Annotated in this window: 17 protein-coding genes; 7 read left to right on the top strand and 10 right to left on the bottom strand. The window is 69.2% G+C overall.

Going from position 1 to position 19,923, the window contains the following annotated elements:
• Nucleotides 1-2: 2 nt before the first annotated feature.
• The 3 genes from AC5P8R_RS16060 to AC5P8R_RS16050 are packed head-to-tail and all read right to left on the bottom strand — an operon-like array spanning nt 3 to nt 2,053.
• Nucleotides 3-440 carry a hypothetical protein gene (locus AC5P8R_RS16060; RefSeq protein WP_495223623.1) on the bottom strand — a complete coding sequence of 146 codons (438 nt, stop codon included), beginning with the start codon at nt 438-440 and terminating at the stop codon, nt 3-5.
• Complete coding sequence (gene leuE, locus AC5P8R_RS16055) at nt 437-1,066, bottom strand: leucine efflux protein LeuE (RefSeq protein ID WP_005411716.1); 630 nt, start codon at nt 1,064-1,066, stop codon at nt 437-439. Before leuE ends, AC5P8R_RS16060 begins: the two co-directional genes overlap by 4 nt.
• 15 nt (nt 1,067-1,081) lie before the next feature.
• Nucleotides 1,082-2,053, bottom strand: coding sequence for a LysR family transcriptional regulator (locus AC5P8R_RS16050; RefSeq protein ID WP_495223622.1), 972 nt, complete (start codon nt 2,051-2,053; stop codon nt 1,082-1,084).
• A 91-nt stretch (nt 2,054-2,144) separates the two neighbouring features.
• On the opposite strand from AC5P8R_RS16050, the gene AC5P8R_RS16045 reads away from it, so the two are divergent.
• Nucleotides 2,145-3,152 (top strand): zinc-binding alcohol dehydrogenase family protein, encoded by a 1,008-nt coding sequence (locus AC5P8R_RS16045; protein WP_495223621.1) that lies wholly within the window; start codon nt 2,145-2,147, stop codon nt 3,150-3,152.
• 64 nt (nt 3,153-3,216) lie between these two features.
• Here AC5P8R_RS16045 and AC5P8R_RS16040 read toward each other — a convergent pair whose 3' ends face one another.
• Complete coding sequence (locus AC5P8R_RS16040; RefSeq protein WP_495223620.1) at nt 3,217-3,819, bottom strand: glutathione S-transferase family protein; 603 nt, start codon at nt 3,817-3,819, stop codon at nt 3,217-3,219.
• A 56-nt stretch (nt 3,820-3,875) separates the two neighbouring features.
• Between AC5P8R_RS16040 and AC5P8R_RS16035 the strand changes: the two genes are divergently transcribed.
• The 3 genes from AC5P8R_RS16035 (at nt 3,876) to AC5P8R_RS16025 (ending at nt 6,567) form a co-directional block, all read left to right on the top strand.
• Nucleotides 3,876-5,444 (top strand): DNA recombination protein RmuC, encoded by a 1,569-nt coding sequence (locus AC5P8R_RS16035; RefSeq protein WP_014648940.1) that lies wholly within the window; start codon nt 3,876-3,878, stop codon nt 5,442-5,444.
• Nucleotides 5,445-5,505: 61 nt separating this feature from the next.
• A complete protein-coding gene (locus AC5P8R_RS16030; protein ID WP_329890419.1) occupies nt 5,506-5,895 on the top strand; it encodes a hypothetical protein in 390 nt (129 codons plus the stop codon).
• Between the two features lie 126 nt (nt 5,896-6,021).
• Nucleotides 6,022-6,567 carry a glutathione peroxidase gene (locus AC5P8R_RS16025; RefSeq protein WP_014648938.1) on the top strand — a complete coding sequence of 182 codons (546 nt, stop codon included), beginning with the start codon at nt 6,022-6,024 and terminating at the stop codon, nt 6,565-6,567.
• Nucleotides 6,568-6,652: 85 nt separating this feature from the next.
• Here the strand turns inward: AC5P8R_RS16025 and AC5P8R_RS16020 are convergent, their stop codons facing one another.
• The 6 genes from AC5P8R_RS16020 to AC5P8R_RS15995 are packed head-to-tail and all read right to left on the bottom strand — an operon-like array spanning nt 6,653 to nt 10,752.
• Nucleotides 6,653-7,663, bottom strand: a complete 1,011-nt coding sequence (locus tag AC5P8R_RS16020) for an MlaA family lipoprotein (protein ID WP_046433375.1) — start codon at nt 7,661-7,663, stop codon at nt 6,653-6,655.
• A 1-nt stretch (nt 7,664) separates the two neighbouring features.
• Nucleotides 7,665-7,976, bottom strand: coding sequence for an STAS domain-containing protein (locus AC5P8R_RS16015; protein ID WP_014648936.1), 312 nt, complete (start codon nt 7,974-7,976; stop codon nt 7,665-7,667).
• A complete protein-coding gene (locus tag AC5P8R_RS16010; protein ID WP_495223619.1) occupies nt 7,966-8,634 on the bottom strand; it encodes an MlaC/ttg2D family ABC transporter substrate-binding protein in 669 nt (222 codons plus the stop codon). Before AC5P8R_RS16010 ends, AC5P8R_RS16015 begins: the two co-directional genes overlap by 11 nt.
• Nucleotides 8,631-9,155, bottom strand: a complete 525-nt coding sequence (mlaD, locus tag AC5P8R_RS16005; protein ID WP_014039020.1) for an outer membrane lipid asymmetry maintenance protein MlaD — start codon at nt 9,153-9,155, stop codon at nt 8,631-8,633. Before mlaD ends, AC5P8R_RS16010 begins: the two co-directional genes overlap by 4 nt.
• A 59-nt stretch (nt 9,156-9,214) precedes the next feature.
• A complete protein-coding gene (locus tag AC5P8R_RS16000) occupies nt 9,215-9,964 on the bottom strand; it encodes an MlaE family lipid ABC transporter permease subunit (RefSeq protein ID WP_005414955.1) in 750 nt (249 codons plus the stop codon).
• Entirely contained in the window at nt 9,964-10,752 is a 789-nt protein-coding gene (locus AC5P8R_RS15995) for an ABC transporter ATP-binding protein (protein ID WP_014648934.1), read from the bottom strand. Before AC5P8R_RS15995 ends, AC5P8R_RS16000 begins: the two co-directional genes overlap by 1 nt.
• Nucleotides 10,753-10,941: 189 nt before the next feature.
• On the opposite strand from AC5P8R_RS15995, the gene recC reads away from it, so the two are divergent.
• The 3 genes from recC to recD are packed head-to-tail and all read left to right on the top strand — an operon-like array spanning nt 10,942 to nt 19,837.
• Nucleotides 10,942-14,286, top strand: coding sequence for an exodeoxyribonuclease V subunit gamma (gene recC, locus AC5P8R_RS15990; RefSeq protein ID WP_495223618.1), 3,345 nt, complete (start codon nt 10,942-10,944; stop codon nt 14,284-14,286).
• Complete coding sequence (gene recB, locus AC5P8R_RS15985) at nt 14,283-17,960, top strand: exodeoxyribonuclease V subunit beta (protein WP_495223617.1); 3,678 nt, start codon at nt 14,283-14,285, stop codon at nt 17,958-17,960. Before recC ends, recB begins: the two co-directional genes overlap by 4 nt.
• Nucleotides 17,957-19,837 carry an exodeoxyribonuclease V subunit alpha gene (gene recD / locus AC5P8R_RS15980; protein ID WP_495223616.1) on the top strand — a complete coding sequence of 627 codons (1,881 nt, stop codon included), beginning with the start codon at nt 17,957-17,959 and terminating at the stop codon, nt 19,835-19,837. The genes recB and recD overlap by 4 nt, the downstream gene beginning before the upstream one ends.
• Nucleotides 19,838-19,923: the final 86 nt, after the last annotated feature.

The following is a 19,923-nucleotide window of genomic DNA, read 5'->3' as shown; positions in this document are numbered from 1 at the left end:
CTTCAATCGACCACGCGCGCCGCTACGCCTCCCGGCCAATGGCAGCCATCCTCCTGCCACGCCTCGCCGTCATCGTGGAAGGTGGTGCGACGGCCATCACGGGCGCGTTCGTAGCTCAGATCCAGTACCAGCGCGCCCTGCGTGCTCAGCAGGTAGCGGCCGTTGAGGCGCCCGTCGATGCGCTCTTCCCACACGCTGTCGAACTGGTACGGGCGATCTTCGGCCAGCACCGTGGTCTCCATCGAGATCCGGTGCAGGGGCAGGCGCTCGCGCTGGCCGGCGTAACGCACGTCGGCCCGGTCGTCTTCCAGCCAGCGCCATTCCAGGTGGATGTTGTCGTTGCGACCGCCCGTCAGGCAGCGATGGTCCTGCACGGTGCCGGCAGAGGCGGCACCGGCCAGCAGCAGGGTCATGCCGAGCAGTGGCAGCCGCCCGTTCATCCGTTCAGCCCCAGGCGGATGCCGAACCCCACCAGGAACAGGCCGGCCACGCGACGCAGCGCATCGCTGATCCGCGGGTGCTGGATCAACCGGCGGCGGGCCAGGTTGCCCACGCCGATCAGCATCGAGCAGTAGGCGATGCTGACCACCAGGATGATGCCGGCCAGCGCGGCGAAGGTGGCGATGCCCTGGTGCGCCTTCGGATCGATGAACAACGGCAGGAAGGCCATGTAGAACAGGATCGCCTTCGGGTTGAGCAGGCTGACCAGGATCGCCTGCTGGAAGTAGCGGCCGGGTTGCATGCGGATCGGGCCGGCGTCGCCGCCCTCGTGCTTGGGCGTGCGCAGCAGGCTGATGCCGACCCACACCAGGTAGGCCGCGCCGAGGTACTGCACGGCGTGGAATACCAGAGGATTGGCCTTCAGCAGTGCGGCCACGCCGGCCAGCGCCAGCCACATCAGGATCTGGTCGCCGACCAGCAGGCCGGCCAGTGCGGTGTAGCCGCCGCGCACGCCGCCACGGCCGGTGGCAGTCAGCAGCGTGAAGGTACCGGGACCGGGCAGGGCGAGAAACACCAGCACGGCGACCAGAAACGTCCACAGGTCCTGGATGCCCATCCACGGCATGGCGGTGCTCTTCTGTTACGGGGGGCCGCCATTGTCGGCCAGCGCTGCGGCGGGCGACAGGGGGCCGGTGGGGCCAACCGGCATCCCGGACAGCAGCGGTTGCAGGTGCTGGCGCAGCTGCGCGTGCAGCTGCCGCACGGCGGGTGAGAACTGCTTGCGATGCGGGCACACCAGCTGCAGCGGGATGCTGCTGCCAACGCCGTCCAGCAGCACCTGCAGGCGCCCGGCCAGCACATCCTCGCGCAGGTCCAGCCAGGACTTGTAGGTGATGCCTTCGCCGGCCACGGCCCAGCGCCGCACCACGTCGGCGTCGTCGCAGACCAGCGGGCCGCGTACCGGAACCACGCTGCGGCGCCCGTCCACCTCGAACGACCAGCGATCGTAGGCGCGGCCATTGAGTTGATAGACCAGGCAGTCGTGCTCGCGCAGATCCTCCAGGCGCGTGGGCGGGCCACGCCGCTGCAGGTAGCCGGGTGAGGCGGCCAGCACGCGCCGGTTGCCTTCCAGCAGGGGCAGGGCTACGTAGCTGGCGTCATCGAAGTGGCCGATGCGGATGGCCACGTCGACCGGTTCGCGGAACACGTCGGCGACCTCGTCGGACAGGCGCAGGTGCAGGCGCAGCCGCGGGTGCGCGGCGCGGAACGCGCTCAGCCAGGGCAACAGCAGGTTGCGGCCGAAGTCCGACGGCGCCGACAGCTGCAGGATGCCGTGCAGCTCGGTGTCCTCGCCCTGCACGCGGGCCTGGCCTTCGCGCAGGGTGGCCAGCACCTCCTGCGCATACGGCAGGTAGAGCGCGCCCTCGCCGGTCAGGCGCAGGCTGCGGGTCGTGCGCACGAACAGGCGCAGGTCCAGCTCGCGCTCCAGCCGAGCCACCGCCGCAGCGACCTGCCCGGGCAGCAGGTCGGCCTCGCGGGCGGCCTGCGAGAAGCTGCCCAGCGCGGCAGTGCGGACGAACAGCTGCAGATCGTCGAAGCGGATCATCTTCATCGCCAGAGTGAAAGTGCTGCCCGATTCTGCGCCTTTCCAAGGGAGCGCGCGCGGCGCAACCTGTCGCCTCCTTCCCCACTGGACCGCTGCCATGCGCGCCATTGCCTATACCCACGCCGGCCTGCCGATCGATGATGCCCGGGCCCTGATCGACATCGAACTGGAGCTGCCGCAGCCCGGCCCCCGCGACCTGCGCGTGGCGGTACGCGCGGTGGCGGTGAACCCGGTCGACACCAAGGTCCGCCGCGGCGTGGCCACCGATGGCCCGCGCGTACTGGGCTGGGATGCGGTCGGCATCGTCGACGCGGTGGGCAGCGAGGTGACCCTGTTCCAGCCCGGCGACGCGGTCTACTACGCCGGCGTCATCGACCGCCCGGGCAGCAATGCCGAGTACCAGCTGGTGGACGAGCGCAGCGTCGGGCGCAAGCCGGCCAGCCTCGATGATGCCGCCGCCGCGGCGCTGCCATTGACTGCAATCACCGCCTGGGAGCTGCTGTTCGACCGCCTGCGCATCCCCGAGGGTGGTGGCGAGGGCCAGACCCTGCTGGTGATCGGTGCTGCCGGTGGTGTCGGTTCGATCCTGGTGCAGCTGGCGCGGAAGCTGACCAGGCTGACCGTGATCGGCACCGCCTCGCGTCCGGATACCCAGGACTGGGCATACGCAATGGGCGCGCACCACGTGATCGACCACCGCCTGCCGCTGGCCGAGGGACTGGCGCGGCTCGGCATCAGCGAAGTGCAGCATGTGGCCAGCCTGACCCACTCCGACCAGTACTACGCGCAGATCGTGGAACTGCTGGCGCCGCAGGGCCAGCTGGGGCTGATCGATGATCCTGGCCAGGTGGACGTGATGGCGCTCAAGCCCAAGGCGTTGTCACTGCACTGGGAGTCGATGTTCACCCGGCCGCTGTACCGCACCGCCGACATGCAGCGCCAGCACGACCTGCTGAACCGTGTGGCCGAGCTGATCGACACGGGCGTGCTGCAGACCACGCTGGGCGAGCACTTCGGGCGCATCGACGCGGCCAACCTGCGGCGCGCCCACGCGCTGCTGGAGAGCCACCGCGCCAAGGGCAAGATCGTGCTGGAAGGCTGGTAACGCCGGATCGTTCCCGCGCCCTTGGGGTCAGATATCTTTCCCGGGAAAGGATCTGACCCCTGCCTCAGGCCACGCCGTTGTCGACGTGTTCGGCGAAACCGGGCTGCTGGCGCAGGCGCTCGAACCAGGCGCCCACGTGTGCCAGCGCCGCCTTGTGGCCCGGTGTGCTGCGCCAGCGCTGGGTCGACAGCCCGAGCACGATGTCGGCGAGGGTGAAGGTGTTGCCAGCGGCGTAGCCGCCAGCGGCCAACTGGGCATCAAGCACGCCCATCAAGCCGTTCCACTGGGCCAGGCTGGCCTCGGCGCGGGCATCGTCCGGGTAGTCCGGATGCTGGCGCACGCGTGCCATGAACACGTGCCGCCAGGCACTGTTGAGGTCGCTGGCCTGCCAGTCCATCCATTGTTCGACCCGCGCACGATCCTGTGCCGCGCGGGGCAGCAGGTCATCACGGCCAGCGCGTACGGCCAGGTAGCGGCAGATGCTGTTGGATTCCCACAGCACGAAGCCGCCATCGCGCAGCACCGGCACCTGCCGGTTCGGGTTCAGTGTGGCCAGCAGGTCCGCCGGCGGCGCTGGCTCGTGGTGAAGTGGCAGGTCGAGGCCGACGCACAGCCACAGCACCTTGCGCACGTTGATGGAGGTGGGCTTTCCGTACAGAGCGAGCATTGGGGGCTTCCGGGGCAGACCGACCCAGCCTAGCGCAGCGGGGCTAAACTGATCGCATGAATATCGAAGTCCTCATGATCCTGGCAGTGGTCCTGCTGCTGGCGACCCTGGTCGCGCTGGTGCTGCTGTGGCGTCGCAGTGCTGGCGGTGCACCCTCCGACGAACTGCAGCGGCTGCTGGACAGCGAACGCGAACAGCATCGCCTCGCCCTGGTCGATGCCGGCCAGCTGCGCGGCCGCCTCGATGCGCTGAGCGCTGAACTGGAGAACGAACGGAGCCGCAGCCAGCAGCACGCACAGGCCGTCACTACGCTGACCGCCCGGGTGGAGCGCGAAGCAGCGCTGTCGGCCAGTCGCGAAGCACAGCTGGCCGAACGTGAAGCGGCCCTGGCGCAGGCGCGCGCTGCCGTTGCGGAGACCAGCAGCGAGCTGCAGCAGGCGCAGCAGCGCTACCAGCAGTTGCACGGTGAACATGCCCGCGCGGTGGCCAATCTGCAGCACTCCGAACGGGCCAGTGCCGAACTGCGCAGCTATCTTGATACCGCCAAGGAAAAGCTGTCGGGCGCCTTCGCCGAACTGGCGGGCAAGGTGTTCGACGAACGCGGACAGCAGTTCGAGAAGAACGTGCGGCAGGCGACAGTGCAGTCACGCGCGGACATCGAGGGGCTGCTCAAGCCGTTCGCCGACAAGCTGGGCGATTTCCGCACCCGCGTCGATACGCTGTATGGCGAGGAAGCGCGGCAACGCGCCAGCCTGCTGGGTGCGGTGGGCGAACTGAAGACGCTCAACCAGGACATGGCGGCGCAGGCATCGGCGCTGACGAATGCGCTGAAGGGCAATGCCAAGGTCCGCGGCGACTGGGGCGAGCTGATGCTCGACAACGTACTGCGCGGATCGGGGCTGGAAGAGGGCGTGCACTACCAGCGGCAGAAGCATGCCGTGGATGACGAAGGTGCGCGCTTGCGACCGGACGTGGTGGTGCAGTTCCCCGACGAACGCAGCGTGGTGATCGACAGCAAGGTGAACCTGATCGCCTGGCAGGAAGCCATGAATGCCACTACCCCGGAGCAGTCGGAAGACGCGTTGCGCAGGCACGCGGTTGCGCTGCGCCAGCACGTTAAGGACCTGGGCGAGAAGAATTATCCGAAGGCGTTGGGCAGCGAGACGCTGGACATCACCATCGCCTTCGTTCCCATCGAGGGTGCCTTGTCAGCCGCACTGGGCGCCGATGGCAGCCTGCAGGCGTTCGCCTTCGACAACCGCGTGGTGTTCGCCTCGCCCAACACCCTGATGGCACTGCTGCGCGTGGCCGAGCGCCTGTGGACGCGCGACAAGGTGCAGAAGCAGGCGCTGAAGATCAGCGAGGCCGGCGGTCTGGTGCTGGACGCCCTGACCGGGTTCCTGCAGGACTTCACCGCCATGGGCAAGAAGCTGGACGATGCCGGCAAGGCCTACGCCGATGCGCGCAATCGCCTGATCGATTCGCCGCAGTCGGCCATCAGCCGCGCCCGTCGGCTTGCCGAACTGGGCAGCAAGGCCAAGCGCGCGCTGCCCCCGGAGCTGACCCCGGACCCGATGCAGCAGCTGGGCGCGCCGGAGGACGACGAGGACGGCAATGCGGGTTGACACGTCCCGTGCACCTGCGCCTGGCTATGCTGGGCACCCTGAGTCCGTGGCGGGTATCGACATGCGCTTGCGCTCCTGTGCCGTTCTTGTCCTGGCTGCATTGCTGGCTGCGTGCAGCAGCACGCCCCCGGTCGTCGACACGACTACGGCCGCTCCTGCGCCGGAAGCCAGCGAGGCCTACCGCGAAGCACGTGACGTCGACTGCCAGGCCGCTGGCGGCACGCTGCAGCGGCTCGGCCGCCTGCAGCGCGAGCAGTGCGTGATTCCCTATGCCGACGCCGGCAAGGCCTGCAGCCGCAAGAGCGACTGCACGGGCCAGTGCCTGGCCGGAGCCGAGGTGGCCGCCGGCAGTGCCGCCACCGGTACCTGCCAGCGTGATGTGCGCCAGAACTTCGGGTGCCGCCAGCGCATCGATGATGGCAAGGCGCATGGCACGATCTGCGTGGACTGAATCCTGCCTGTAGAGCCGAGCCCACGCTCGGCTGCCATGCCATCAGCCGAGCATGGGCTCGGCTCTACAACAGCGCGCGCGGCGCTATGCTGGTGGACCATTCCCCGCCGTAGCCGGAGCCCCCGCGTGAGCACCCCGATCCAGGACATTCCCCTCACCACCATCGACGGCCAGCCGTCCTCGCTTGCCGACTACCAGGGCAAGGTGCTGCTGCTGGTCAACGTCGCCTCCAAGTGCGGCCTGACCCCGCAGTACGAAGGCCTGCAGGCGCTGTATGCGGAAAAGCACGCGCAGGGCCTGGAAGTGCTGGGCTTCCCCGCCAACAACTTCCTTGGCCAGGAGCCGGGCAGCGAGGCCGAGATCCAGCAGTTCTGCCAGCTCACCTACGATGTCAGTTTCCCGATGTTCTCCAAGATCAGCGTGGCTGGCGAGGATACCCACCCGCTGTACCAGCAGCTGACCGCCGCGCAGCCGCAGTCGATCGGCGAAGGCCCGCTGCGTGAGCGCCTGGCCAGCAAGGAGATCCCGATCCATCCGGCACCGGCGGTGCTGTGGAACTTCGAGAAGTTCCTGGTCGGCCGTGATGGCAAGGTCGTCGCACGCTTTGCCCCGGACGTGGCCGCCGATGACGCGCGCCTGCGCGAGGCCATCGAGGCCGCGCTGGCGGCCTGAGCACGGCGTGCCAACCCAGGGTTGGCACCCACCGGAAAAGAAAAACCCCGCCGAGGCGGGGTTTTTCATGCACCGTCGCGCGGCCTCAGTGGGTCCACTGCGGCATCGGCATCGCATCGACCGGGATCGGCGAATTGGCATCGTCATGGCCGCGGTCGCGCTTGCTGCGCAGATCGTTCTCGATCTGGTAGTTGCGGCGCTGCATCCAGGCATCGCGGACCAGGGCGTATTCGTCCACTGCGGTGTCGCGCAGATCGTCGATCGCCAGCAGCTGTGCGCGGGTGTCGACCAGCTGCAGGCCCTGCAGGCCGATGCGGATCTTGTCTTCCTCGACGCGCCGGATCGGCGACAACGGGATGTCACCGGCCAGGCCGAACACGTCGCGTACGGTACGCGGGCCGAAGAACGGCAGTTCCACGTAGCGCGAACGACGCCAGCCCCAGGCACCCAGGGTCTGGCCGAAGTCTTCATTGCGACGCGGCACCATCGCCTTGCTGGCTGGATCGAACAGGCCACCGATGCCCAGCGTGCTGTTCATCAGGAAGCGGCCGAGGCTGTCCCACGCATCGGCACCACGGCCCTGCAGCAACTGGTTGGTGATGGTCACCGGCGCACGCAGGTTGCTGAAGAAGTTGCTGACGCCGGTGCGCGCGAAGCGCGGCACCACATGGGTATAGGCGGTGGCCAGCGGGCGCGCCACGCCGCGGTCGACCGCATTGTTGAAGGTGTGCACCTTGCGGTTGAACGGTTCCCACGGATCGTAGGCCGCCGCGTTGCCGGTGTTGCCGGTACCACCATAGAGGGCGTCGAAATCATCGTCGCCGGCGGCGGCGGTGGACGCTGCGGCCTTCGGTGGCCTGGCCTCTGCGCCCTGCGGCGCAGCCGTCGGCGCTGAAGCGGTGGGCTCGGCAGGGTTGGCCACGGAGGCGACCGGAGCAGCGTCGACCCCGCCGGTGTCGGCCGTTGCGGCCGGAGCAGCGGGGCCGGGCGCAACCACGGTGCTGGCGACCGGTGCATCGCTGCGCGCGGGCTTGCCGGCACAGGCGGTCAGGGCGGTGGCCAGGAGGATCAGGGGGAAAGTGCGTACGACGTTCATGTCAGCTCGCAGCAGAAGTAGCGTTGAAATCCAGGTCGGGCGACAGCCGGTAGGCTGCGCTCAGCTCGTTGAAGCCGGCGGGCGCGCCGGAAATGGCCAGCGCATGGCCCGCCTTGCGTGCACGGGCCGCCAGCTCGGCCAGCAGCGCCAGGCCGGCGCTGTCCACGCGCTCGACCTCACCCAGCTCCAGCCGCGCCAGCTTGGCCGGCAGGGCCTGCAGCTGCGGCCACAGTGCGATCACTGCGGCACGGTCAAGCACCCCGCGCAGGCGCAGGGTGTCGCCTTCCAGCAGCGCAAGTGCGTTACTTGCCATTGCCGGCGGGCCCGGCCTGCATGCTGCCGCTGTGCAGCTCGCTGGCCACCTGCTTGATGCCCTTCTGGCGCAGCGGGGTATCGAACTGGTTGCGGAAGGTCTGCACGTAGGAGATGCCTTCGATGTTGACGTCGAAGATCTTCCACTGGCCGTTCACGTTGCGCATCCAGTATTCGACCGGGGTCGGTTCGTTGCCGGCGCGCACCAGTTCGGTGCTCACGCGCACGCCACGGTTGCCCGGCAGCGGGCTTTCACCCTTCAGGCGGAAGCTCGGCTTGCCCTGGATGTTGAGCAGGGTCGAACCGTAGCGCTGCATCAGGCTGTCGGCCATGGCATCGGCGAACAGCTTGATGTCGGCATCCGAGGCGCCGCGGGCGTGCGGGCCCAGCACCAGGCGCGCGGCATAGTCGCGATCGAAGGTGCGGTTCAGTTCGCTGTCGATGTAGCTGCGCAGGCTGGTCGGGTTGCTGCTGAACTCGCTGCGGCGCTGCTGCAGGGTGGTGAGGATGCGCGTGCTGGCATCGATCACCACCTTGCCGGCCTGGCCCTGCGCCGCGGCAGCGGCGGGGGCGGGAGCGGTGGCCTGGGCCTGGGCGAGGAATGGAGTAGCCGCCAGCAGCGCCGAGGCGAGCAGGGCCGGGATCAGTTTCATCTTCATGGTTGCGGTTCCGTTGCAGGCGCCTGCGCGCCATCGTTGGGCTTTTGGCCTGCGCCACCACCGGCGCCGCCACTGAACATGTATTTGCCGACCAGCTGGATCAGGTCCACCGCCGGCTGGGTGAAGACGATCTCGTCACCGGCCTTGAGCACGTCCGGGTCGCCGCCCGGCTGCAGACCGATATAGCTCTCGCCGAGCAAACCACTGGTGAAGATGCCGGCCGAGGTGTCCGCCGGCAGGTCCTTGACCTTGCTGTCCATGCGCAGGGTCACGATGGATTCGAACTTCACCGGATCCAGGTCGATCGAGGCGACCTGGCCGACGGTGACGCCGCCGATCTTCACCGGCGCCTGCTTGCGCAGCTGGCCGACCTGGGAGAAGCGCGCCTTCAGCTCGTAGCCCTGGCTGCCCCAGCTCCAGCGCTGGTTGGTCGAGGCCACGGCCAGCACCATCAGCGAGGCCAGGGCCAGCAGCAGGAAGGCGCCGACGGAGAATTCGAGTCTGGGACCGCGGATGGCCATGTGGATTACCTGATCGAGTCGTGGTGGCCGCGCGCGCCTGCGCACCGCCTGTGGAGGGGTTAGGTGAACAACATTGCCGACAGCACGAAGTTGAACATCAGTACCAGCAGCGAGGCGTTGACCACCGCACGGGTGGTCGCCACCGAGGTGCCCTCGATGGTCGGCTCGGCGTGGAAACCAACGTAGGCGGCGACCAGCGCGGCGGTGCCGCCGAAGATCGCCGACTTCAGCATCGCCACGCCGAAGTCATCCCAGAAATCGACGCTGTTGCGCAGCGCCGACCAGAACACGCCATTGTCCAGGCCCAGCACGTGTACCGCTTCGAAGTAGCTGGCACTGATCGCCAGCGAACAGAAGATGCCGGTCAGCAGGGGCACGGTCAGCACCGCCGCCCAGAAGCGCGGCGCCACGGCCTTGGCCACCGGGTCGATCGCCATCAGCTCCAGTGCCTTGATCTGGTCGGTGGCGCGCATCAGGCCCAGTTCGGCGGCGATCGAGCTGCCGGCGCGGCCGATGAACAGCAGCGCGGTCAGCACCGGTGCCAGTTCGCGGTACAGCGACAGGCCGAGCAGGGTCGACAGCGCGTCGGCCGCACCGAAGGTGGTCAGCGTGCGGTAGCCCTGCAGCGTCAGCACCAGGCCGACGAAGGCGCCACCGACGGCGATGATCGGCAGCGAGCGCGCGCCGATCTTGTAGATCTCGCGGGTCAGTTCGGCCAGGAAATCACGGGTCGGCAGCGAACCACGCAGCACGGTCAGCGAGAACAGGCCGGCGCGGCCGAGCGAGCGGGTGGCTTGGACGAACGGCATCAGGCGACCCTCGCGCGCGGTGCGGCATCGAACGGGATGGGGCCATCAGGCTGGCCGTGCAGGAACTGCCGCAGCAACGGGTCCTGGCTGGACTGCAGCGCCTCGGGCGTGCCCTGGAACACGATGCCGCCATTGGCGATGGCGATCACCTGGTCGCAGATCGGCAGGGTCTCGTGCACGTGGTGGCTGACGATGATGCTGGTCAGGCCCAGGCTGTGGTTGAGGCGCTGGATCAGGCTCATGATCACGCCAGAGGCGATCGGGTCCAGCCCGGTCAGTGGCTCGTCGTAGATCATCAGCGGCGGGTCCAGCGCCAGCGCGCGGGCCAGCGCGACGCGGCGCGCCATGCCACCGGACAGCTCGCGCGGCCAGGCATCGGCAGCGGCCAGCAGGCCCACCGCATGCAGCTTCATTTCCACAAGGCGGCGCAGCACGGCGGTCGGCAGGCGGGTATGCGTGCGCAGCGGCAGCGCGACGTTTTCGGCCACAGTGAGGTCGGTCAGCAGGCCGTTGCCCTGCAGCAGTACCCCCACACTCTTGCGCATTTCCAGCAGCGCGCCGCTGTCCTGCGGAATCGGCTTGCCGAACAGGGTGACCTCGCCAGCCACCGGGCGCAGTTCGCCGGTCAGTGCCGCCAGCAGGGTCGACTTGCCGCTGCCGGACGGACCCAGCACGGCCGTGATGCTGCCTTTGGGCACCTGCAGCGACACGTCGCGCAGGATCGTGCGCCCGCTCCGGTCGATGCGGACGTTGGATAACTGCACCAGACTGGAGGTGGAAGCCGACATGGGCACCATTAACGTTTTTTAGACATCGAAGGATCGGGCCCGTCGGCTGAACATAAGCAGACTGGACGGTCCAGTATTGTGGCACGGCAAGATCCCTGCCAGGCCGGGATAATCGGCCGGCAGCCCGGAACAATCCGTACCGGCGATGGGCCGGCCATTGAATACTGCCTGCCGTGCTGCACACTGTGCATGATGAGTGACCCGGGCAGCGATTTCCGCCTCTACCATTCCAACTCCCTGGACGTGCTGGCCGCGCTGCTGGCGCGCAACGTGCGTGCGCCGGTTGCGGGTCAGCCGCTGCTGGCGCCGGAGGTGGTGCTGATTCCGCAGGTGGCGATGCGGCGTTGGCTGCAAGCAACACTCGCTGCCGAATATGGCGTGGCCGCCAATCTTGAGTTCCTGACCCCGGGCGAGTTCGTTGCCCGTGCACTCAACGCCAATGTGCCCGGCGAACGCGACGACCTGGACGCGGCCGGCCTGCACTGGAAGGTGTACCAGGCACTGCGCGACCCGGCGTTGCTGGCGCAGCCACCGATGCGCGCGCTGCAGTCCTATCTTGCCGGTAGCGATGCATTGAAGCCGTGGGCGTTGGCCGGTGAACTGGCGTCGGTGTTCGAGAAGTACCAGGCCTGGCGCCGCGACTGGCTGCTGCGCTGGGAGGCCGGCGCCGACCCGGCCGACCCGCAGGCCATCCTCTGGCGCAGCATCGCCGCTGGCCACGACTACCGCGCGCGCCGCATCCAGGCTTACCTGGACCGCTTCGAGGGCGCCGGCCAGCCGTTGCCGCAGGGCCTGCCACCACGCATGTCCGCGTTCGCGACGCTCAACATCTCGCCCGATGTGCTGCGGGTGATGGCCACCCAGGCGCGGGTGGGCGAGCTGCACTTCTATATGCCCACGCCGGTGCAGTCGTACTGGGGTGACCTGCAGACGCTGGCCGAGCGCCTGCGCAGCGGCGCGCCCGATCCCTTCGGTGAAGCGGCCGGTGAGAACCGCCTGCTGGAAGCCTGGGGCGCGGCCGGGCGCGATTTCATGGCGGTGCTGGGCAGTTACGAGGTGGTGCACCCGGCCGGCGAGATTGCCGCGTATTCGGATCCGGAGGACGACACCCGGCCGACGCTGGCCGAAGGTGGACTGTCCGACAGCCTGCTGCATCGCCTGCAGCGCGATCTGTTCCACCGCCGTGCGCTGCCCTCGGGCGAGCTGCGCGACGGGCTGCGCAGCGACGATCCCAGCCTGCAGGTGCATGCCTGCCATACCCGCCTGCGCGAACTGCAGGTGCTGCACGACCAGCTGCGCAGCCTGCTGCAGGACCCGCGCTTCGACCCGCCGCTGCAGGCGCGGGAGATCGCCGTGCTTGCACCGGACATCGACCCCTATGTGCCGTATCTGGAAGCAGTGTTCGGCGGCCGTGGGGGCGAGGACGAGCACATTCCCTATGCGCTGGCCGACAGCAGTCCGCTCGCCGGCGAGCCACTGGCCGACGTGTTCGTGCACCTGCTGGGCCTGCCGGTCTCGCGTTTCGGCCTGAACGAAGTGCTGGACCTGCTGGCCAGCGCGCCGCTGGCCGAAGCGGCCGGGCTGGAGGCGGTGGACTTTGATCGCCTGCATGGCTGGCTGCAGCAGGCTGGCGCACGCTGGGGCCTGGATGCGAAGCACCGCAACCAGCACCAGGCCCCGGCCGACGACGCCTACACCTGGCAGTTCGCGCTGGATCGCCTGGTGCTCGGTCATGCCACCGGCAGCGAGGCCGACCTGGCCGGTGTTGCCCCGTGGATCGAGCTGGAGGGCGGCGCATTGGACGCCCTGGACCGGCTGCTGCGCCTGTTGCGCGTGTTGGCGGTCTACCAGCGCCGCCTCGGCGAACTGCTGACGCCGGCGCAGTGGCGGCAACGCCTGCTGTCGCTGCTGGACGCGCTGCTGCCGACTGCGCCCAGTTCGCCCAACAGCCAGCGTGCCCTGGAGCGCCTGCGCAAGCTGCTCAACCAGTTCGCCGATGATGCCGCCAAGGCCGGCTTCACGGACGGGGTGCCGCCGGAGGTCGTGCGCGCGCACTTCGCCGGAGCACTGGGCGAGGCCGATACGCGCGCGCCGCTGCTGACCGGTGGCATCAGCTTTGGCCGCATGGTGCCGATGCGCCTGCTGCCGTTCCGGGTGATCTGCGTGCTCGGTCTCAATGATGGCGATTTCCCGCGCCGTGACCCGGCTGCCGGTCTCAACCAGCTCACTGCCGAGCTGGACACGCCGCGCCGCCGGCCCGGCGACCGCTCCACCCGCGAAGACGACCGCTTCCTGTTCCTGCAGCTGTTCGCCGCCGCGCAGGAGGTGTTCTACCTGAGCTACCTCGGTGCCGATCCGCGCGATGGCAGCGCGCGTGAGCCATCGGTGCTGGTCAGTGAACTGATCGATGCCGCCGCCGCGTATCACCTCGATCCGCCTGCGGCGGTCCGCGACTTCACCGTGCGCCACGCACTGCAGCCGTTCTCTCCGGCGGCGTTCGGTGACGGTGATCCACGCCGCTTCAGCTATCGCCGCCAATGGCATCCGGCCGCCGGTCGCCTCACCGGCGCGCGCGGAGGCCTGCAGCCGTGGTTCGATGCCGCGTTGCCGCCGCTCGACGATGCGGTGGAAGACGACGTTGCACTCGATACCCTGCGCCGCTTCCTGTGCGATCCGGCCGGGCAGTTCCTGGCGCAGTCGCTGGGCCTGCGCCTGGCCGACGATGTCGAGGAGGTCGATGACCTGGAACCGCTGGTGCTGTCCTCGCGCGGGCCGGAAAAGCGCAGCGTGCAGGCGGCGGTGGTACGCGCCACGCTCAGTGGCGATACCGAGCCGTTGTATCCGCGGCTGCGCGCGCGTGGCCTGCTGCCGTCGGGCCCCCTGGGTGAGCGCCAGTTCGAGGTGGAGCAGTTGAAGACCCGCCCGTATGCCAGTGCATTGCTGGGCTGGATGCGGGGCGAGCCGCTGGAAAGCCGCCGCTATGAAGTGGAGATCGATGGCGTGCGCCTGCATGGCCGTGTGGCCGATCGACACCCCGACGGGCTGGTGCGCCTGCGCGCTGGCACCCTCAATGGCACTGCGGTGATCCGCCAGGGCCTGGATTGGCTGCTGGCCAACGCTGCCGGCGATGCCCTGCCGCTGGTGCAGTTCCATGATGGCGGCGACGCCGGTCCCGGCCCGCATGTACTGCCGGCACTGAGCGCTCCTGCTGCACGCGCGGCATTGCGCGCATTGCTGCAGTTGCGCCAACGCGGACTGCGTGAACCGCTGCGCTTTGCCCCCTACACCGGCTGGGTGCTGTACAACGCGCCGGCCGAAAAGCAGCGCAGCGAAGGCTGGAAGCAGTGGCACGGCAGCGACCGCAGTTGGGGTGAATCCAGCAGCGACGCCTGGCAGCTGCTGCTGCGCGGTGCCGATCCATTTGCCACCGACGCCGGCTATGCCGATCTGCTGCGCAACAGCCAGATGGTCTTCAGCGCGGTGCGCGAAGGCCGCACCCTTGGCGCCGATGCACGCCAGGAGGGCAGCACATGAGCACCGCCATCGTCGATGAGGACTCCCAGCGCATGGCGGGCGATCCCTATCTGGCCCTGCCGCTGGATGGTATCCGCCTGATCGAGGCCAGCGCCGGTACCGGCAAGACCTTCACCCTGGCCACGCTGTTCACCCGCCTGGTGGTGGAGCAGGGCCTGCGCATCGGCCAGATCCTGGCGGTGACCTTCACCGATGCCGCCACCCAGGAACTGCGCAAGCGCATCCGCGAGCGCCTGTCGCTGGCCGCGCGCCTGGTCGATCTGGAACCGGCCGAGGGCGAAGCACCGGACACAAGGCTGACCCGCCAGGTGCTGCAGCGCCATCTGCAGGGGGGCACCGAGAGCGCCGCCGCACTGAAGCGCCGCCTGCAGGTGGCCGCCGATGAGATCGACCTGGCGTCGATCTTCACCATCCACGGCTTCTGCACCCGCGTGCTGCGCGAGCATGCGCTGGAGAGCGGCCATACCTTCGATCCGCCGGAACTACTGGCCAGCGACCGTGAGCTGTTGGAGGAACTGGCGGCCGATCTGTGGCGGGTGCATGCCAACGACGCGGCCACGCTGGAGCCGCTGACCTGGCTGTGGTCCAACCCGGACGCGCTGGCCACCGATCTGCGCGCGTTGCTGGCTGCGCCGCCTCTGCACCCGTTGCCGCGGCCGGTGGCGCTGGCCGATCCACAGCCGGCTTTGCAGGCCGCCGCCACCGAACTGCAGCAGGCGCTGCGCGGGCATGGCGAGCAGTTCTTCATCGACCTCTGCGATGCCGTCGACAACAAGTGGATCAACGGGGTGTCCTACAAGCTGGGTTGGCTGCACTCGCTGGGCCGGCAGCTGCTGGCCTGGGCCGAGCGCGGCGACCCGCGCGAGCTGCTGGCCAGCGAGCGCCTGCCGGCACTGCTGCCGGAGGTGCTGGCCGACAAGACCAACAAGAAGTTCCCCGACCGCACGCCGTCGTCGCCAGTGCAGGTGCCATTGGCGCGCTATGTCGCGCTGCTGGCCGAACGCGATGCCTGGCTGCGTGGTACCGCGTTGAATTTCCTGCACGCGCTTCGCGCCGAAGCCATGCAGCGCCTGCAGGCGCTGAAGCGCACGCGCCGGGTGCAGACCTATGACGATCTGATCGATGGCGTGGCACTGGCCCTGGAAGGCCCGCAGCGGCTGCCGCTGGTAAGGCAGCTGCGCGCGCAGTACCGCATCGCGCTGGTCGATGAGTTCCAGGACACCGATGATCGCCAGTGGAACATCTTCCACACCGTGTTCGGCAATTCGCCGGAGGTGCGCGAACTCGGCCTGGCACCGGCGCTGTTCCTGATCGGCGATCCCAAGCAGGCGATCTACGGGTTCCGCGGCGGCGACATCCACACCTACCTGAAAGCCAAGCAGGTGGCGCAGCAGGCGCCGGTGCTGGACCAGAACTTCCGCTCGCGACCGTCAGTGCTGCGCGCGTTGCAGGCGCTGTACGACAACGGGGGTGAGGACGCCTTCCTCGAGCGTGACATCCAGTTCGAGCCGGTGCGTCCCGGTGGCGTGCGCACCGATGAGGACTATCTGCACGACGGCCACGCCGCCAAGGCACTCACCCTGCGCGTGCTGCGCAGCGGGGGTGACAAGGCGATGAGTGCCGATGCCTCGCGTGAGGCAGCGACCCAGGCCTGCGTGGCTGCGATCCACCAGGCCCTGGTCGAGGCGCGTGCGGGCAAAGCGGTGTTGCGTGGGCGCCCGGTGCAGCCTGGTGATATCGCGGTGCTGGTGCGCTCGCATCGCGAGGCCACGCTGGTGCAGCGCGCGCTGGCTGCGGTTGGCATACCCGCAGTGGCGGCGGGCAAGCAGAGCCTGTTCGCCACCAGTGAGGCTCGTGATCTGCGCGCGCTGCTGCTGGCGCTGCTGCAACCGGCAGACGAAGGCCGCCTGCGTGCAGCGCTGGCCACGGTGTTGCTGGGCCAGCGGGCCAGTGCGATCGCGGCGATGGAGCGCGAGGGCGACCTGCAGCGCGGGTTCCAGGCGCAGCTGCTGCACTGGCGCGAGCGCTGGCAGCGCGGTGGTCCGTTCGCGGTGATCGCCGATGTCTGTGCCGCGCACGGCGAACGCCTGCTGGCGCTGATCGACGGCGAGCGCCGTCTGACCAACTACCTGCAACTGGGCGAACTGCTGCAGGAAGCCTCGGCGCAGGCGCTGGGCATGCATGGCCTGCTGGACTGGCTGCAGGGGCAGATGGCCAGCGCCGACCAGGATGACGAGCAGCAGTTGCTGCGCCTGGAATCGGATGCGCGCCGCGTGCAGATCATCACCCTGCACAAGAGCAAGGGCCTGGAGTATCCGCTGGTGTTCCTGCCCTTCGTCGGCATCGACGGCGGCGCACCGAACACCGCCTCGCACTGCACCGTGCACGTCGATGGCCAGCGCCAGCTGCACTGGAAGCTGGACAGGGACGAGGCCTGGGAAGCGGCCAGCACACAGCGCGAGCGTGAGCAGCGGGCCGAGGATGCGCGCCTGCTGTATGTGGGACTGACCCGCGCCGAGCATGCGCTGTGGATCGCCGTGGGTGATCTGGCCGGGCTTGGCAAGACGCGCCTGGCGCCGCTGCTGGGCGACCTGCAGGCGCTGCGCGCGCACGCCGACGTGCACATCGATGACAGTGAGACAGTGGCCGCGCTGCCGCAGCTGGCGGCCGAAGTGGAAGGGGATCTTCCGGCAGTGCGTGCACTGACCCGGCGCGTGCCGCACGACTGGTGGGTATACAGCTTCACCCAGCTGGCGCATGCCGACGCGGGCGCTGGCAGTGATATTGAAGCCGCCGCCACCGAGCTGCCGGCGCCCGCCGCCGACGAACCCGCGGGCCCGGAACTGCCGCTGGAGCCCGCGCTGCCGGAACCCGCCGCCGTCGAAGACAGCCCGCCGGTCGACCCGCGCTTCATGGGCAGCCGCTTCGGCAACGTGCTGCACGAGGCGATGGAGAACGTCGACTTCGCTGCGTGGGGGGGCTGGCAGCCGGGCCTGGAAGCGCCCGAGGGCCAGGCCGAGGTGCTGCGCAAGGCGCTGCACGATGAAGGCTATGCCGACGTCGACCTGGACGATGGCGTGGCGGTGCTGGTGCCGTTGGTCGGCCACACGCTCACCGTGCCACTGCCCGAGGGCGGTGCGCTGCACAGCCTGGGCGAAGGCGAGCGGCGCGCGGAAATCGACTTCCATTTCGCCATCGAACCGACCACGGTACCGGCGCTGTTGCAGCTGCTGCATGCACATGGGGTTTCCAGTGCGCGTCGCGGCTTCGGCCAGCGCCGCCGCCTGGAAGGGCTGATGACCGGCATGATCGACCTGACCTACGTGCGCGACGGGTGCTGGTACGTGCTCGACTACAAATCCAACCGGCTGCCCGGCTACAGTCCGGACCTGCTGGCCATTGCCATGCGCCACAGCGAGTACGACCTGCAGGCGCTGATCTATACCGTGGCCTTGCATCGCTGGCTGCGCTTCCGTCTGGGCGCGGCCTACGATTACGAGCGCGACATGGGGGGCATCCGCTACCTGTTCTGCCGCGGCCTGGATGCAGCCGGCAACGGCGTGCATGTGGACCGCTTCCCGTTCGCGCTGGTGGATGCACTCGACGCGCTGTTCGCAGGTGGCGAGCAGGCCCAGGCCGAACTGGCCGCACGTGCCCGTGGGGCCAGCGCATGAGCCTGCTGAAGGAACTGCACCAGAAGGGCCTGCTGCGCACCCTCGATCACGCGTTGGCGACCAGCCTGCAGCGGTTGCGCGGCGACACGCCGGACAGTGTGGCGCTGGCGGCCGCGCTCGCCTCGCTGGCGGTGTCGCAAGGCCACGCCGGGTTTGATCCGGCACAGCCGCAGCGGTTGCTGGACGGCGTGCCCGAGTGGCCTGCCGCGCAGGACTGGCTGGCGCAGCTGCGCGCATCGCCCTGGGTAGCGACGCCGGAGCAGGCCGATGCCATCGCCGAGGATGCGCCGCTGGTGCTGGAGAACGGCCTGCTCTACCTGCGCCGCTATCGCGAGTACGAGCGGCAGTTGGCGGCCGGGCTGCAGCGCATCGGCCGGCATCCGCTGCCGGCACCGGACATGGCCGCGCTGGCACCGTTGTTCGCGCAGCTGTTCCCGCAGGCACTGGGCAGCGAGGATCACCAGGCACGCGCCGCCGGCGTGACCCTGCGCCATCCGCTGGCGCTGGTCACCGGCGGTCCCGGCACCGGCAAGACCACCACCATCGCGCGGCTGTTGCTGCTGCTGGCCGCACAGGCCCGGCACGCTGGCCAGCCGCTGCCCGAGGTGGCGCTGGCCGCGCCCACCGGGCGCGCCGCCGAACGCATGGCCGAGAGCCTGCGGCTGGCCGTGCAGCGCCTGCAGGAGCACGGCGTGGACCCGGCGCTGTGCGCGGCACTGCCCAGTTCCGGCACCACCCTGCATCGCCTGCTCGGCGTGATCCCGGATTCGCCGCGCTTCCGCCACCACGCCGACAATCCGCTGCCGGTGGACGTGGTGGTGGTCGACGAAGCCTCGATGATCGATCTGCCGATGATGGCCAAGCTGGTCGATGCGATCGCCAGCGGCACGCGGCTGATCCTGCTCGGCGATCCCGACCAGCTGCCGTCGGTGGAGGCCGGCGACGTACTCAGTGCGATCCTGCGTGCCAGCGGTGATGGCATCGGCACCCGCGCCGATGACGCGCAGGCGCTGCGTGGATTGCTGGCGCCGTCCACGCTGCAGCCCCAGGCCGAACCGAACACCTTCGCCGGCCGCCGCGTGCAGCTGCAACGAGGGTACCGGCAGAGCGATGCACTGGTGCTGGCCCCGTTGGCAGATGCCGTGCGCGAGGGTGACGCCGTCGCCGCTTTGCAGCTGCTGCGCGGCGGTGAACTGGCAGGCGTGCATTTCCATGAAGGCGAGGCCGATCCATTGCGCGGCCAGCGCGAGCACCTGCTGGGCCACTGGCGTGCACTGGCCGACGCGGCCGATCCAGCGCTTGCCCTGCAGCAGGCCGGGCGCCTGCGCGTGCTGACCGCGCTGCGCGAAGGCCCGCAGGGTGCGCGCGGGCTCAACAGCCGCATCGAACAGCTGCTGGCCGGCAACACCCCGGGCTACTTCCAGGGCCGCCTGCTGCTGGTGACCGAGAACAGCTACCGGCACCGCCTGTTCAACGGCGATATCGGCATCTGCCTGCGCGATGGCAGTGGCGCGATGGTGGCCTGGTTCCCCGGCGACACCGTCGAGCAGCCGCGCGCCTTCCACCCGGCGGCACTGCCCGCGCACGAAAGCGCCTTTGCGATGACCGTGCACAAGGCACAGGGCTCGGAGTTCGATGAAGTGTGGTTGCAGCTGCCACGCCAGGACAGCCGCGTGCTGTCGCGCGAACTGGTCTACACCGGCCTGACCCGCGCCCGCCAGGTGCTGCATGTGGCGGGCAGCGCAGAGGTGCTGCAGGCCGCATTGAAACGCCACGCCAGCCGGTTGGGTGGCCTGGCCTGGCGGCTGGGTGCGGAAGCGGTGGCCGAAGCACCGGCGCGCCTCGAACAGCCCACGGTGCAGGGCCAGTTGTTCTGAATCGGGGTCGGATCCCGGTCCCACCGGGAACGGGCTCTGACCCCTTCACCTGATCGCCAGGCAAAAGCAGTCGAGCATGGCTCGAC

The sequence above is a fragment of the Stenotrophomonas sp. YJH_SMC_73 genome (assembly GCF_059370155.1).
Note: the sequence above shows the minus strand (reverse complement) of the source record. Positions and strands in the feature narration are given on the sequence as shown.